We start from the raw sequence: 15,760 nt of genomic DNA on the forward strand, positions 1-15,760 counted from the left end.
CGCCGCCCTGCATTCAAACGGTAGGAAAACCATGAAGCAATATCTCGACCTCGTTGCCAACGTCATTAAAAACGGCACCCTGCAAGCCAACCGTACCGGTGTGAAGACCATCAGTCTGCCCGGCGCCATGTTGCGCTATGACCTCAAGGAAGGTTTTCCGGCCATCACGACCCGGCGCATGGCGTTCAAATCTGCCATCGGCGAGATGTGCGGTTTCTTGCGCCCGGTAAACAGCGCGGCAGATTTCCGCGCGCTGGGTTGTAAGGTGTGGGATCAGAACGCCAACGAAAACGCCCAGTGGCTGGCCAACCCGTTCCGTCAGGGTGAAGACGACCTTGGCGAAATCTACGGCGTGCAATGGCGCAAATGGCCTGCTTACAAGCAAATCGAGCGCAGCAACCAGGCTGCCATCGAGTTGTGCCTGAGCCAAGGCTACCGTCAGATCGCCGAAGGTGAAGAAGACGGTCAGGCTTATGTGGTGCTCTACAAGGCCATCGATCAGGTGCGTCAGTGTGTCGACACCATCATCAACGACCCGGGCAGCCGACGTATTCTGTTCCACGGCTGGAACTGCGCCCAGCTCGACGAAATGGCCCTGCCGCCGTGCCATCTGCTGTACCAGTTCCACCCGAATGTGGAGACGAAAGAAATCTCCCTGACCCTCTACATCCGCTCCAACGATTTGGGCCTAGGCACACCGTTCAACCTGACCGAAGGCGCTGCACTGCTGAGCTTGATCGGTCGCCTGACCGGGTACACGCCGCGTTGGTTTACCTACTTTATCGGCGATGCCCATGTGTATGAAAACCACCTGGACATGCTCAACGAGCAACTGACCCGCGAACCGTTCCCGATGCCAAAACTGGTGATCTCGGACCGCGTACCGGAATTCGCCAAGACGGGCGTGTACCAGCCAGAGTGGCTGGGCCTGATTGAGCCGAGTGACTTCAGCCTCGAAGGCTACCAGCACCACGCGCCGATGACCGCGCCGATGGCGGTGTAAAACCCCCGATATCCCCCTGTGGGAGCGAGCCTGCTCGCGAAGCCCTCAAGCGCTTCGCGAGCAGGCTCGCTCCCACAAGGGGGGCGCTTTAATGCCCGTGGCTTCTGCCCACATGGCTTGGCTCGCCTTCCGGCGCGCTGACCGATCCGCTGACTTCCAGCTGTTGCAAAATCCCGCAATGTTCTCCGTTCGGCCCTTCGCCACAGCGTTGGCGCAGCTCGAGCAGTTGTGTCTGCAAGACCAGCAAGCTGTCGACTCGTGCCTTGACGTGATGAATATGTTCGTCGATCAGCGCATTTACGCTTTCGCACTGGTCCTGCGGGCTGTCACGCAGATTGAGCAGGCTGCGGATCTCTTCGAGGGTCATGTCCAGGCTGCGGCAATTACGGATAAACGTTAGCCGCTCGACGTGGGCCTGGGTGTACAAACGGTAATTACCCTCGCTGCGTGCAGGCTCCGGCAGCAACCCTTCGCGCTCGTAATAACGGATGGTTTCGACCTGACAGTCGGTCAATTTCGCCAACTCACCAATTTTCATCGCACTTATCTCCGAAAGGTTGCTTGACCCTATAGTGGCTACAGGGTCTTTACTTGGCAATAGGCACCTTTCCCGGACGCAACCTGATGAGCGACTCCATTCACACTCCGCACAAGCCCCACCACGATCACGATCACGAACATGATCATGGCGAGAAGCACGACCACGACAGTCATGCCCATAGCTGCTGTTCAGCAGCGGCGGGCCCCAGCGTGATCAAGCTCGGCTCTGCTCCCACTGCGGGTGCGCGCCTGAGCAGTTTTCGCATCGAAGCGATGGACTGCCCCACCGAGCAGACCCTGATCCAGAACAAGCTGGGCAAGCTGGCGGGTGTGCAGCAACTGGAGTTCAACCTGATCAACCGGGTATTGGGCGTGACCCATGACCTGCCGTCGACCGAGCCGATTATCGCGGCGATAAAATCCCTGGGTATGCAGGCCGATCCCATTGAATCGGGAACAGATGCAGCCCCGGCTGCGCCGCCCGTCAAAAAACACTGGTGGCCGCTGGCCGTAGCCGGGGTGGGTGCGTTGGCCGCCGAAGTGCTGCATTTCACCGATGCCGCGCCTACGTGGGTGATCGCGCTGGTGGCACTGGTATCGATCCTCAGCGGCGGTCTGACCACCTACAAAAAGGGCTGGATTGCCCTGAAAAACCTCAACCTGAACATCAATGCGCTGATGAGCATCGCCGTTACCGGCGCGGTGCTGATCGGTCAGTGGCCCGAAGCGGCCATGGTGATGTTCCTGTTTACCGTGGCCGAGTTGATCGAAGCCAAATCCCTCGACCGCGCCCGCAATGCCATCAGCGGGCTGATGCAAATGGCGCCAGACAAGGCCACCGTGCAACAGGCGGATGGCAGTTGGGTCGAGCTTGAAGTCAAGGATATCGCTCTGGGCACCTTGGTAAGGGTGCGGCCTGGTGAGCGCATTGGCCTGGACGGTGAGGTGGTGTCCGGCAACTCGACCATCGATCAGGCGCCGATCACCGGCGAAAGCCTGCCTATCGAGAAGACCGTGGGCGATAAAGTTTTCGCGGGTACCATCAACCAGTCCGGTGCCCTGGAGTACCGGGTGACAGCGGCGGCCAACAACTCGACGCTGGCGCGAATCATCCACGCTGTAGAGCAAGCCCAGGGTGCACGGGCACCGACCCAGCGCTTCGTCGACAGCTTCGCGAAAATCTATACCCCGCTGGTGTTCGTTTTCGCCTTGGCAGTGGCTGTGATCCCGCCCTTGTTCATGGGCGGTGTGTGGTTCGACTGGATCTATCGCGCACTGGTGTTGCTGGTGGTGGCGTGCCCGTGTGCGCTGGTGATTTCGACCCCGGTAACCATCGTCAGTGGCCTGGCCGCAGCGGCCCGCAAGGGGATTCTGGTCAAGGGTGGGGTGTATCTCGAGAGTGGCCACAAACTCGATTTTCTGGCGCTGGACAAGACCGGCACCATCACCCACGGCAAGCCGGTGCAAACCGACTATCTGCCGCTTGATCCGCTGTTTGCCGACAGTGCGGTGTTGCTGGCTGCAAGCCTGGCTAGCCGCTCCGACCACCCGGTGTCACTGGCCGTGGCCAATGCGGCTGTGGATAAAAAACTGGCATTGAGCGCTGTGGATAACTTCGCCGCCCTGGCAGGTCGTGGTGTGCGCGGGGAAATCGACGGTAAGCTTTATCATTTGGGCAATCACCGTCTGGTTGAAGAGCTGGGCCTGTGCTCGCCCGAGCTGGAAGCGAAGCTTTTTGCGCTGGAAGAACAAGGTAAAACCGTCATCTTGTTGTGTGACAGTTCTGGCCCGATGGCGTTGTTCGCGGTGGCAGATACCGTCAAGGAAACCAGCCGCGAAGCGATTCGCGAGCTGCATGAACTGGGCATCAAAACCCTGATGCTGACCGGCGACAACCCGCACACCGCCCGCGCTATTGCCGCACAGGTCGGGATCGACGAAGCGCAAGGCAACTTGTTGCCGGAGGACAAGCTCAAGGCGATTGAGGCGTTGTACGCCAAAGGGCATCACGTTGGCATGGTGGGTGACGGGATCAACGACGCTCCGGCCTTGGCTCGCGCCGAGATTGGTTTTGCGATGGCCGCGGCGGGCACAGATACCGCGATAGAGACTGCAGATGTAGCCCTGATGGACGACGATCTGCGCAAAATTCCAGCATTCATTCGCCTGTCACGTCAAACTTCCAGCATCCTTAAACAAAACATCGCCCTGGCATTGGTCATTAAAGCGATCTTTCTTGCGGTAACCTTCCTTGGGTTGGCCACCATGTGGATGGCCGTATTTGCCGACATGGGCGTCAGCCTGTTGGTGGTGTTCAACGGTTTGCGCCTGCTGCGCAAATAGACCAAGAGAGGCCGCTGTGCTGAGTGCCGAGCTGAAAGCGTTTTACCGGGTGGCCCAACTGGGCAGCATTACTCAGGCCGCAAAAAAGCTCGGGCTTAGCCAGCCGACCGTGACCACGCAGATCCGTAACCTCGAAAGCCAGTACGCCGTGGAGCTGTTTTATCGTGGCGGACGGCGCCTGACCCTGAGCGATGAGGGCGTGCGCCTGCTGCCGATGGTCAAGGCGCTGCTGCAGCAAGAAGCCGATATTGAGTTCTTTTTGCGCAATAGCGGCCAAGGCACTGGCACATTGCGCATTGCCGCCACGGCGCCGTATTACATCCTCGATCTGGTTAAAGCCTTTCGCGAGCGCTTGCCGCAGATCGACGTGTCGGTGGATATCGGCAACTCCCAGCAGGTGCTTGAAGCGCTGGACGAGTATCGGGTCGACATTGCCGCTTCGTCGCAGTTGCTGGAAGACCCGCGCCTGATTCGCCGCGTACTGGGTGCCGATCCGCTGGTGCTGGCGGTGCATCGCAATCACCCGCTGGCCAATCTCGACCATGTGCCGTTGAGCGCGCTGGCCGGGCATTGTCTGTTGATGCGCGAACAGGGCTCGACCACACGCCAGTTGACCGAAGAACTGCTTGCCAGTGCTGGCGTCAGTTTTGGTCCGCTGCTGGAAATCGGCAGCCGGGAATCGATTCGTGAGGCGGTGTTGCGCAATATCGGCATCAGTATCATCGCCCGCCAGGAAGTCCCCCACGACCCGCAACTGCGAGTGCTGACCCTGGAAAGTGCGCCGGTTATCCACGAGTACCTGTACTGCCTCAAAGAGCGCAAGGCCGCGCGTTTGCCAGCAGCATTTCTGGGGCTGGCGCAGGAAATGGCTCCGGCCTGAGACTTTGGGTTTTTGAACAGGCGCAAGCCCTTCGGGCTTGATCGCAGCCTTCGGCAGCGGCTACAGAGTGTGGATCACCCAAATTCACCAATACCACTATCGGCAGCTTTGGCCTTGCTGCCACATCTTGTACGCATTGCGTCTCTAGGATGAGCCCCATCTGCTTGATGAGGTGCACCCATGAACCGCTCGAACGCAACCGCTTTGACCCAACCCGGCGTACCGATGAAGGTGCGCAATGTGAGCAAGCGCTTTGGCGCTTTTACCGCGCTGGACAACGTCTCGCTGGAAGTGGCCGCCGGTGAACTGGTATGCCTGCTCGGGCCCTCCGGTTGTGGCAAAACCACGTTGCTGCGTTGCATCGCCGGGCTTGAGCGCCAGGACAACGGCGCCTTGTATCTGGGTGAGCGCGATGTGTCTGAGCTTGCACCTCAAGCCCGCGACTACGGAATTCTGTTCCAGTCCTACGCCCTGTTTCCCAATCTGACTGTTGAAGCCAATATCGCCTACGGACTGGCGGGCAGCAATCGCGATGTGGTGCGCAAACGCGTTGGCGACATGCTGGAACTGGTTGGCTTGACCGGCAGTGAAAAGAAATTCCCGGGCCAGCTTTCCGGTGGCCAGCAGCAGCGTGTTGCACTGGCCCGAGCCTTGGCGCCAGCGCCCTCCTTGCTGTTGCTCGATGAGCCGATGTCGGCCCTCGATGCCCGGGTTCGCGAGCACCTGTGTACCGAACTGCGCCAATTGCAGCGCAGCCTGGGTATCACCACATTGATGGTGACCCACAATCAGGACGAAGCCATGCTGATGGCCGACCGCATCGCCGTGATGAACAACGGCAAGGTCGAGCAATACGCTACCCCGCAAGAAATCTACGATAAACCCGCCACCCCGTTTGTCGCCGAGTTTGTCGGCCAGGGTAACTGGCTGCCGTTCCAGCGCAACAGCGCCAGTCACGCCCAGGTAGGCGGGATGAGCATGCGCTTGGCAGACGATGCCGGACGTGCCGCCTCGGGCCGCCTGTTCTGCCGCCCCGAAGCCATCAGCGTGAACCCGGTTCTGCATCAGGAAAATCTGTTCCCGGCTCGGGTGCGGGAAATCACCTTTCTCGGTAATCGCTGCCGCATGAGTTTTGAACTCAACCATTTGCCGGGCCACGCGCTGACAGCTGAAGTCGGCAGTCAGGACCTGCCGCGGCTCGGCGCCCCGGACATCTTTGTCGCCCTGCCGCCGGGCAGCTTGCAGGTGTTTGCCTAAGATGGCCGCTGAAATGGCCCTGCCATTGCCCGGTAAAATGCCGCGCAAAGCTTCCAGAGCGGAACTCGGTGACCGCATTTTCGTGGTTGGCGGCAAACTCCTGTTATTGCTGCTGTTGAGCGTTGCGGTGCTGATGCCGTTGCTGGCGATCTTCTGGCGCGGTTTCAGTGCCGAAGACGGTCAGGGTGGCGGTTGGGTTGCTGCGCGGGAACTGGTCACCAGCGACAACTTCCACTGGCTGCTGGGTAATAGCCTTAAGGTTTCTCTTAGCGTGGCGGCGATTGTGGTACCGCTGGCGTACCTGTTTGCCTACGCCCTGCAACGCACCATGATCCCCGGCAAGCGTATCTGGCGCGGGCTGTCACTGCTGCCGCTGATGGCGCCGTCGATGTTGCCGGGTATCGCACTGGTGTACCTGTTCGGCAACCAGGGCATGTTGCGCGGGCTGATTTCGGACAATATCTACGGTTTCTGGGGCATTGTTCTCGGCGAAGCGATTTATACCTTCCCCCATGCCTTGATGATTTTGCTGTCGGCCCTGTCGTTGGCCGATGCACGCCTGTTTGATGCAGCTTCGAGCATGGGCGCCGGGCCCTTCAAGGCGTTTCGCAGCATCACCTGGCCGGGCACCAAGCAAGCGGTATTCGCTGCGTTCTGTCTGGTGTTCACCCTGACCATCACCGACTTCGGCGTGCCCGTGGTGGTGGGGGGCGACTATCAAGTGCTGGCGCTGGAAGCCTACAAGGCCGTAGTCGGTCAGCAGCAATTCGGTCGCGGCGCCTTGATCGGCATGGTCCTGCTGCTGCCTGCACTGTTCAGCTTCGGCGTCGATGCCTGGTTGCGCCGCCAGCATGGTGATTCCATGAGCGGCCGTGCCCAGGTGTTCAAACCGGTGCCGTCTAAAGTGCGTGACCGCTGCTATCTGGCCATTGTGCTGTTGATTTGCGCCACCTTGCTGCTGGTATTCGGGATGGCGGTGTACTCATCGTTGGTCAAATTCTGGCCGTACAACCTGTCGTTGTCGCTTGCTCATTACCAGTTCAACGACACCGCAGGCGGTGGCTGGCTGGCCTATCGCAACAGCGTGACGATGGCGCTGTGTACCGCCTTGATTGGTAGCGCGGTGATCTTCACCGGTGCCTACCTGATGGAAAAGACCAGAAGCCAGAAAGGCCTCAACCTGGCCCTGCGCATGCTCAGTTTCGTGCCGATGGCCGTACCCGGTTTGGTACTGGGGCTGGGCTATGTGTTCTTTTTCAACCTGCCCGGCAACCCGCTGCACGTGCTCTACGGCACCATGACCCTGCTGGTGGTGTGCACCATTGCTCACTATTTGACCACCGCCCAAATGACCGCCACCACCGCACTGCGTCAGCTCGACGGCGAGTTTGAAGCCGCTGCACTGTCGCTGAAAGCGCCGCTTTATCGCCATTACTGGCGCGTCACCGTACCGATCTGCCTACCGGCGTTGCTGGACATCATCCGTTACCTGTTCGTCTCGGCGATGACCACCGTGTCGGCGGCAATCTTCCTCTACAGCCCCGACACCATCCTTGCTGCGGTGGCGGTGCTGAACATGGACGACGCCGGCAACGTTGGCGGTGCGGCGGCCATGTCGACCCTGATCCTGTTCACCTCGGCGGGTGTGTCCCTGCTCCTGGCCTGGGCTTCGCGCGGTTTGTTGCGCCGCTCCCAGGCCTGGCGCCAGGGCGCTCCTGCTCAATAACCCGTGCCCACACAACCCTGCCCCTACAACGAATAAAGGAACCGCACCATGTTCAAGCCGCTTGCTCTTGCCGCTGCTGTCCTCACCGCGTTTAGCTTTAATGCGTTTGCTGCCAAAACCGAGTTGACTGTGTACACGGCCCTGGAAGCCGAACAGCTCAAGACCTACAAGCAAGCCTTTGAAAAGGCCAACCCGGACGTAGAGATCAAGTGGGTGCGCGACTCCACGGGCATCATCACTGCCAAGCTGTTGGCTGAAAAAGCCCGTCCACAAGCCGATGCGGTATGGGGTTTGGCCGCTTCCAGCCTAGCGATTCTGGATCAGCAAGGCATGCTGCAAAGCTATGCGCCCAAGGATCTGGCCAAGATCGGCGCCAATTATCGCGATGCAGCCAATCCGCCCGCCTGGGTGGGGATGGACGTGTGGGCCGCGACCATTTGCTTCAATACCATCGAAGCTGAAAAGCAGGGCCTGACCAAGCCGGTGAGCTGGCAAGACCTGACCAAGCCCGAGTACAAGGGCAAGATCGTGATGCCCAACCCGGCCTCGTCCGGTACTGGTTTTCTGGACGTAAGCGCATGGCTGCAGACCTTCGGCGAGAAGCAGGGCTGGCAATTTATGGACGACCTGCACCAGAACATCGGCCAGTATGTTCACTCTGGTTCCAAGCCTTGCAAACTGGCGGCTGCGGGCGAATTCCCGATTGGTATTTCGTTTGAATACCCGGCTGTGCAGCTCAAGCGCCAGGGCGCACCGTTGGACATCGTGTTGCCAAAAGAAGGCCTGGGTTGGGAAATCGAAGCGACTGCGATAATCAAGGGTTCGCCGCACGAAGAAGCGGCGAAAAAACTCGCTGACTTCTCCGCAAGCCCGGCGGCGATGGAGCTTTATAAAGAGAACTTCGCCGTCCTCGCCCAGCCTGGTATCGCCAAGCCGCAGACCGAACTGCCAGCGGATTACGAGCAGCGTCTGATCAAGAACGACTTTGCCTGGGCTTCGAAAAACCGCGACAGCATCCTGACCGAATGGCGCAAGCGCTATGACGGCAAGTCCGAGAAAGTGGCGCAGTAGTTCTCGACGCTACGAATAAATCTGTGGGAGCGGGCTTGCTCGCGAAGCAACTGACGCGGTGCATCTGTTACACCGCAGCGATCCAAGCGCGAGCAGGCTCGCTCCCACAGGAGAGTAAGGTTGCCCTTCAGGACATCATTATGACTCAACCCATCCTTATCGTCGGTGCCGGCATCCTCGGCCTGTCCCACGCCTACGCCGCCGCAAAACGCGGGCTCAAGGTGCACGTCTTCGAGCGCACCGCCACGCCCTTGGGCGCCTCGGTGCGCAACTTTGGCCAAGCGCTGGTCACCGGCCAGCCACCGGGCGTGATGCTCGATCTGGCCCAGGCCAGCCGCAGCATTTGGGCTGACTGGGCGCAGCGCGCAGGCTTTGATCTCAAGCGCAATGGCTCGTACCTGTTCGCTCGCACCGAAGCCGAAGAGCACTTGCTCGAAGCCTTCTGCCAAGGCCGGGCGCAGGAATTTGGCTATCGCGCCGAACTGCTGCGCGGGGCGGCAATGGATACGCTGTATGGCGGCCAATTCAGCCATCACCGCGCTGCCTTGCACGGCTTGGACGATCAGCAGGTTTACTCACGGGAAGCTATCCCGGCGCTGATCGCTTGTCTGCAACGAGATTTGGGCGTCGAGTTTCATTTTTCGACCCTGGTGCGCGAGGTCGAGCCCGGCCAGGTCCACACGACGTCGGGCAGTTTCAAAGGCTCACAGGTGATTGTGTGCTCGGGGCATGATTACCTGACTTTGCTGGCTGAGCCACTGGCCAAACTTGACCCGCAGGTTTGCCGTCTGCAAATGCTGCGCGTGCGGCCCACGGTCGATTTGAAGCTGCGGCACGCGCTGCTGACCGGGCTGAGTTGTGTGCACTACGGGGCTTTTGCTGACTTGCCAGAAGCTGCGGCAGTACTGTCCGAAATTCAGCGCAACCACCCGAATCTGGATGAGCACGGTATTCACCTGCTGATCAGTCCCACGCCTTACGGTGATTTGATCGTCGGCGATTCTCACGATTACAGTCGTGATCCGTCGCCTTTCAATGGCGAACAGGTCGATAACTGGATGCTACAGCTATGCGAAGAAACCCTTGGCTGTGAAGTCCAAGTGGTCGAGCGCTGGCAGGGCGTCTATGGTGCAAAGGGGGCCAAACCCTTCACCTGGCTGGAGGTGGCGCCCGGCTTGAATGCGGCGCTGATGCACACCGGCGTGGGCATGAGCGTGGGCCCGGCGATGGCCGAGGGCAATATCGCCCGGATGCTGGAGGAGATGTGATGACACGCGCACAGCAAGTGGTTGAAGAGGTTTTTGGTTTGTATCAGCAATACGGCACTGACGATTACATCGGCGAGCCGGTGTCGCAAATTGAGCATATGTCCCAGGCCGCGCAGTTGGCGCTGAATGAGGGCTGTGACGACGAGGTGGTGTTGGCGGCGTTCTTTCACGATATTGGCCACTTCTGCGTCAATGATGCAAAGAACATGGATGGCTATGGGGTGGTCAGCCATGAGCGGGTAGGCGCCAGTTATTTGCGCCGCGCCGGGTTCAGCGAGCGGCTGGTCAAACTGGTGGAATACCACGTACAGGCCAAGCGCTACCTGACCTTGCGTCAGCCGGGGTATTACGATTTGCTGAGTGAAGCCAGCATTCGAACGCTGGGGTATCAGGGCGGGGTGATGAGCGAGGTTGAGGCGGATGCGTTCGAGCAAGACCCGCTGTGCCAGCTCAGCCTGCGCATGCGCATGTGGGACGAGCAGGCCAAGGAGGAGCATGTGCCGCTGATGGACCTGCAAATTCTCAAGGACAAGGCTGTGCGCCTGTTAGAGGCTTAAGCACCGATTCTTGTGGGAGCGGGCTTGCTCGCGATGCAGGCGACGCGGTGTAACTGTTACACCACGGCGATCCGATCGCGAGCAAGCCCGCTCCCACAAAAAAGGTCAGATCTGCTGGGCCAACACCTCGATCTGCTCCTGGCGCTCAGCCTGACTCAACTTCGGATGCGGGTTGAGCGACGACCATTGCGGGTGCGCCCGGGCCTTGTTCAGGGCTTCAGGCAATTTGCCTTCGCGCCAGGTCTTGTCCTGCGGGGTGGCGACCTTGATGCTGTCCACCGCCGCATGCCCTCGCGCATTCAACGCATGCAGCAATTGCCGTTGGCGCAAGGCCAGCAGGCGCAGCACGCTGTCGTCCACGGTCAGTTCGCGCTGGCCCTTGAGCTTGCCCAACAAGCGACTGCCGTAGCTGCGTGCGGTTTGCAGTGCGCCACCGGCAATGGCCCCGGCCAGTGCGGCGGCGCCCAAGGTCAGGCCGCCGACCATCAAGTCCACACCCGCCCCGGCCGCCGCGCCTGCGGCAATCCCGCCTCCTAGCCGTACACCCAAGTGCTTGAGGGTTTCAGGGTTGAACAAGTCATCGCCCCAGCGTCCGTCGAGCAACGGCAAGTCGCTGGCGGCGGCGTCGCTGTTACGAAAACCATATAACTTGAGCATCGCTTCTACGCAGCGCTGCTCGCGTTGGCGGATGACTTCGCGCAGTTGTTGGGTCGCTTGCTGCTCGGCGATTTTTTCGCTGGCCACACTGCGTCGGCACGCAGCGCAGTCGATCAACAGTTCGGCGATCAAGCGCAGTGCACTGTGCTTGCGGGCTTCGCGCTGGGCCTCTTGATCGGTGATTAGTCGTTGCAGTGCCCCCCGTGAATGCTCCAGCAGCAGTGCCAGGCTTTCGTACAAACGGCGCTCGCCATCTTCGGGCGGGGCCACGCTGTCAAACCGTACCAGCGCATGCAAGCCGAGGCGGGCCAGAGCTTCGCGCCACTCGGGCTCGCGGTGCTGCGGGCTGCTGACAAAGTTGAGCACCGGCAGCAGCGGCTTGCCGCAACTGGCCAGCACACTGAGTTCGTCGCGGTATTTGGCCAGTACCGGTTCGCGGGCGTCGATCACATACAGCCCGGCATCCGAGGCCAGCAATTGGCGCAGCACCTTGGCTTCTTGCTCAAAGCGCTGGCGCGCCTCGCTGCCTTCGAGAAAGCGGGCCACCCGCGCTGGGCCATCAAGACGCTCGCCGGGGTGGTCGAGGCGCTCAAGATAATCGAGCAGGGCAATGGCATCTTCCAGCCCCGGTGTGTCGTACAGCTCCAGCAGTGGTTCGCCGTCTACCGACAGCCGCGCCCCTTCGACATGGCGCGTGGTGCTGGGGCGATGGGACACTTCGCCAAAGCCGACATCACGGGTCAGAGTACGCAGCAACGAGGTTTTACCGACATTGGTGTGGCCGACTACGGCCAGCGTCAGTGGTTTAGTCATGACCTGTCTCCAGCCAGTTCAACGGCGCGCTGGCGGCGAACGGTAGCCCGAGCTTTTCCAGCGCTGCGTGCCAATCACCCAGGCGGTCGGCATCCAGTGCCTGGCCGGGTGGGGCTTGTAGCAGCCAAATGCGGGTTTCGCGGGCACTGCGCGCCAGCTCGCCGATCAGCGCCAAGCTGCCGCGATCCGGCGAACGGCGCGGGTCGCAAGCGATGGCGAGCCTGGCCGGTGGGAAGCGGGTCATTTGCTCCAGCAGTTTTTGCCGGGATTCGCGGCTGTCGAGAATGCCCGCGTCCTTGACCGTGGCGGGCAACTTGGGTGGCCACGGGTGCTGGTCATCCAGCTCAATGGCCACAAGCAATGCGCCATCGGTGTGCAAATCGCTATGGCCCGCCTGCACGGTGTGCAATTGCTCGGGGGCTATGTCGTTGACGCCCAGACGTTCGCTGCTGGGCATCAGGCGCTCGCGCAGCTGGCTGTAGCCAGGCAGGTTAAGGTCCAGTTGCAGGGCGTTGCGCCCGCTTTTCCAGCGCCACAGGCACAAAGCTGCCAGTACCAGACGCGGGATCACGCCATAGATCAGCACCACGCCTACCAACCAGACGGCCCACGCCTGACGCACCAGTTCGTTGTTATAGAGGCGGGTGTCGTTGCTGATGCGGATCATCTCCACGGTCGGTACGCCAAAACCCAGCCAGTTGGGCAGGGCGCCGAGGGCACGGGTGGCGGCGACAAACACGTCGGCACCCAGGATCGTGGTTTCCCAGATAAAGCCATAGCGGCGGGTGGCCATCAGCAACAGCATCATCACCAGCGCGCTGAGCATCGCCAGCAGCCACAGGCCATTGACCAGCGTGCCGAGTGCCCAGCGATTGAGTTTGCGCCGTTGCAGCAACAGCAATAAAGCCGGGGCCAATTGTGCGGCCTTGGCGTCACGGGCGAGCTTTTCGCTGAGCCACAACCATAGGCGGCCGAGGCTGGCACCGTGTTCACCGGCAAACAGCAGGCCCGTTGCCCAACTCAGCAGCAGGATGAGGTTGAGCCCGAGCAGGCTGCCCAGTGCCCAGAACACGTTGACCGGGGTTTGCCCGTCGCCCAAGGCAGCAAACGCAAGACCGGCGCCACTGATCACCGCCAGCACGGCCAATACCAGCAGCGCCAGTCGGGCACCTTGCAGCCAGTGCTGCATGGCACTGAGCAAACCGTCACGCTCGGCCAGCCACAGAGCGCGGTTTTGCAGGCGAGTGGACAAGTCACCGGCTGTGGTGCGAGCACGGCGATTGGCTTCAAGGTCGTCCAGCGGGCCTGCGTGTTCTTCGCGCAGGCGCACGGTTTCGGTCAACCAGAGGCGTTGTAATGGGGAAAGTTGAGTCACGCGACATTCCATTCAAGTGAGCCAAGAGCATAACCGCTGTTACGTCGGACGGGGTACTGCCGGCTCGGGTTGCTCTGGTATCCTCGCCGGCATGAAAAAATCACTCCCCCTTAGCCTGATCGCGGCACTCGCTGAAAACCGCGTGATCGGCGTCGACAACAGCATGCCGTGGCATTTGCCTGCGGATTTCAAATATTTCAAGGCCACCACCTTGGGCAAGCCGATCATCATGGGTCGTAAAACCTGGGATTCGTTGGGCCGCCCGTTGCCGGGTCGTTTGAACCTGGTGGTCAGCCGTCAGACCGGTTTGCAGCTCGAAGGTGCCGAGGTGTTTACATCGTTGGACGCTGCGGTTGAGCGCGCCGAGACGTGGGCAGCCGAGCAGGGCGTCAGTGAAGTGATGTTGATTGGCGGTGCGCAGCTGTACACCCAGGGGCTGGCGGATGCCGACCGTTTGTACCTGACGCGGGTGGGCCTGAGCCCGGAAGGCGATGCCTGGTTCCCTGAGTTTGATCAGGCGCAGTGGAAGTTGGTATCAGAAGAGCTGCACGGGGCGGCGGATGGCAAGCCGGCGTTCAGCTTTGAAGTGTGGGAAAGGGCTTAAAGGCAAGCCATTACTCTGTGGGAGCGGGCTTGCTCGCGATTGCATCACCGCGTTGGTACAGACAAACCGCGTTGCCTGAATCGCGAGCAATCCCGCTCCCACATGAGTGGGCGCGGGGTCAGTCAGGTATTAAGCGTGCGCCAGATCACCGTGATCGTCTTCAGCCAAAATGGCCTTGTCGGTCTGGTTCAGAATCTGACTGGTCACCGTACCGGCCACCATTGAACCGCTGACGTTCAGCGCCGTACGGCCCATGTCGATCAACGGCTCGACCGAAATCAGCAACGCCACCAGCGACACTGGCAGGCCCATCGCAGGCAGCACGATCAGTGCGGCGAAGGTTGCACCACCGCCCACACCCGCCACGCCCACCGAGCTCAAGGTCACAATCGCTACCAGCGATGCGATCCACATCGGGTCCAGCGGGTTGATGCCCACGGTCGGGGCAACCATCACCGCCAGCATTGCCGGGTACAAACCGGCACAGCCGTTCTGGCCAATGGTGGCGCCAAACGAGGCCGCAAAGCTGGCAATGGAAGACGGAATCCCCAGACGGCGGGTTTGTGCTTCGATGCTCAGCGGAATGCTGGCGGCGCTGGAGCGGCTGGTGAAGGCAAAGGTCAGTACCGGCCAAATCTTGCGGAAAAAGCGCAGCGGGTTAACCCCGGAAACCGACACGATCACACCGTGAATCACGAACATCAGCGCCAGGCCGATGTAGGACACCACCACAAAACTACCGAGCTTGATGATGTCTTGCAGGTTGGACATGGCAACCACTTTGGTCATCAGGGCCAGTACACCGTATGGGGTCAGCTTCATGACCAGACGCACCAGACGCATTACCCAGGCTTGCAGGGTGTCGATGGCGCTGAGGATCTTGCCGCCTTTTTCCGGCTCGTCCTTGAACAGTTGCAGTGCGGCTATGCCCAGGAATGCAGCGAAAATCACCACGCTGATGATCGACGTTGGCTTGGCTCGGGCCAAATCGGCAAACGGGTTTTGCGGAATAAACGACAGCAGCAGTTGCGGCACATTCAGGTCTGAAACCTTACCCGCGTAGTCGCTCTGGATCACTTGCAAGCGGCTCATTTCCGCTGCGCCCGCGACCAGGCCATCGGCGGTCAGGCCAAACAGGTTGGTCAGGCCGATACCTACCAGCGCCGCGATCATGGTGGTGAACAGCAGCGTGCCGATGGTCAGGAAGCTGATCTTGCCCAGGGACGAGGCATTATGCAGACGGGCTACAGCGCTGAGGATCGAGGCGAATACCAACGGGATCACGATCATTTGCAACAATTGCACGTAGCCGCTGCCGACCAGATCGAACCAGCCGATCGAGGTTTTCAGGGTCGGGCTGTCTGCGCCGTAGGTCATGTGCAGGCACAGGCCGAAGACCACGCCGAGAACCAGTGCCAGCAAGACTTTTTTCGCCAGGCTCCACGCGGTATGGCGGGTCAGCGACAAGCCGAACAGCAACGCGAGGAACACCAGCAGATTGAGGATCAGCGGGAAATTCATGAAAGCTCCGAGGGACGACTTGTACCAGTCTTGGGATGTAACAATTTCGAACCGGAAATGCTAACAGGTTGATATATCTACAAATATACCGATGTGGAATGACTACCTTGGATTTTGGAATAAGGCGCGTGGCGCATTCAAGACG

At 60.4% G+C, this 15,760-nt stretch carries 13 protein-coding genes; 9 read left to right on the forward strand and 4 right to left on the reverse strand.

Features of this window, described 5'->3' with window-relative positions; genetic code table 11:
* Positions 1 to 31: 31 nt before the first annotated feature.
* Entirely contained in the window at positions 32 to 1,003 is a 972-nt protein-coding gene (locus tag V6L79_RS04330; RefSeq protein ID WP_048361300.1) for a thymidylate synthase, read from the forward strand.
* Between the two features lie 88 nt (positions 1,004 to 1,091).
* Here the strand turns inward: V6L79_RS04330 and cadR are convergent, their stop codons facing one another.
* Positions 1,092 to 1,541 carry a Cd(II)/Pb(II)-responsive transcriptional regulator gene (cadR, locus tag V6L79_RS04335; protein ID WP_261740531.1) on the reverse strand — a complete coding sequence of 150 codons (450 nt, stop codon included), beginning with the start codon at positions 1,539 to 1,541 and terminating at the stop codon, positions 1,092 to 1,094.
* An 86-nt stretch (positions 1,542 to 1,627) separates the two neighbouring features.
* On the opposite strand from cadR, the gene V6L79_RS04340 reads away from it, so the two are divergent.
* From V6L79_RS04340 to V6L79_RS04370, 7 genes are all read left to right on the forward strand, one after another.
* Positions 1,628 to 3,886: a heavy metal translocating P-type ATPase gene (locus V6L79_RS04340; protein ID WP_338579865.1), complete on the forward strand. Its 2,259-nt coding sequence runs from the start codon at positions 1,628 to 1,630 to the stop codon at positions 3,884 to 3,886.
* A gap of 16 nt (positions 3,887 to 3,902) precedes the next feature.
* Positions 3,903 to 4,766 (forward strand): LysR family transcriptional regulator, encoded by an 864-nt coding sequence (locus V6L79_RS04345; protein WP_261740533.1) that lies wholly within the window; start codon positions 3,903 to 3,905, stop codon positions 4,764 to 4,766.
* Positions 4,767 to 4,946: 180 nt separating this feature from the next.
* Entirely contained in the window at positions 4,947 to 6,023 is a 1,077-nt protein-coding gene (locus V6L79_RS04350) for a putative 2-aminoethylphosphonate ABC transporter ATP-binding protein (RefSeq protein WP_261740534.1), read from the forward strand.
* Between the two features lies 1 nt (position 6,024).
* Entirely contained in the window at positions 6,025 to 7,749 is a 1,725-nt protein-coding gene (locus V6L79_RS04355) for a putative 2-aminoethylphosphonate ABC transporter permease subunit (RefSeq protein ID WP_261740535.1), read from the forward strand.
* Between the two features lie 48 nt (positions 7,750 to 7,797).
* A complete protein-coding gene (locus V6L79_RS04360; RefSeq protein ID WP_338579866.1) occupies positions 7,798 to 8,820 on the forward strand; it encodes a putative 2-aminoethylphosphonate ABC transporter substrate-binding protein in 1,023 nt (340 codons plus the stop codon).
* 140 nt (positions 8,821 to 8,960) lie between these two features.
* Positions 8,961 to 10,088: a TIGR03364 family FAD-dependent oxidoreductase gene (locus tag V6L79_RS04365; RefSeq protein ID WP_261740537.1), complete on the forward strand. Its 1,128-nt coding sequence runs from the start codon at positions 8,961 to 8,963 to the stop codon at positions 10,086 to 10,088.
* Complete coding sequence (locus V6L79_RS04370; protein WP_338579867.1) at positions 10,088 to 10,645, forward strand: phosphonate degradation HD-domain oxygenase; 558 nt, start codon at positions 10,088 to 10,090, stop codon at positions 10,643 to 10,645. The genes V6L79_RS04365 and V6L79_RS04370 overlap by 1 nt, the downstream gene beginning before the upstream one ends.
* A 105-nt stretch (positions 10,646 to 10,750) precedes the next feature.
* On the opposite strand, the gene V6L79_RS04375 is transcribed toward V6L79_RS04370, so the two are convergent.
* Entirely contained in the window at positions 10,751 to 12,115 is a 1,365-nt protein-coding gene (locus V6L79_RS04375) for a GTPase/DUF3482 domain-containing protein (protein WP_261740539.1), read from the reverse strand.
* Complete coding sequence (locus V6L79_RS04380) at positions 12,108 to 13,490, reverse strand: DUF2868 domain-containing protein (RefSeq protein ID WP_321835384.1); 1,383 nt, start codon at positions 13,488 to 13,490, stop codon at positions 12,108 to 12,110. Before V6L79_RS04380 ends, V6L79_RS04375 begins: the two co-directional genes overlap by 8 nt.
* Before the next feature lie 91 nt (positions 13,491 to 13,581).
* On the opposite strand from V6L79_RS04380, the gene V6L79_RS04385 reads away from it, so the two are divergent.
* A complete protein-coding gene (locus V6L79_RS04385; protein WP_338579868.1) occupies positions 13,582 to 14,094 on the forward strand; it encodes a dihydrofolate reductase in 513 nt (170 codons plus the stop codon).
* Between the two features lie 129 nt (positions 14,095 to 14,223).
* On the opposite strand, the gene V6L79_RS04390 is transcribed toward V6L79_RS04385, so the two are convergent.
* Positions 14,224 to 15,615, reverse strand: coding sequence for an L-cystine transporter (locus V6L79_RS04390; RefSeq protein WP_338579869.1), 1,392 nt, complete (start codon positions 15,613 to 15,615; stop codon positions 14,224 to 14,226).
* Positions 15,616 to 15,760 lie beyond the last annotated feature (145 nt).

The organism is Pseudomonas sp. ML2-2023-6 (assembly GCF_037055265.1).
Lineage (GTDB): Bacteria > Pseudomonadota > Gammaproteobacteria > Pseudomonadales > Pseudomonadaceae > Aquipseudomonas > Aquipseudomonas kulmbachensis.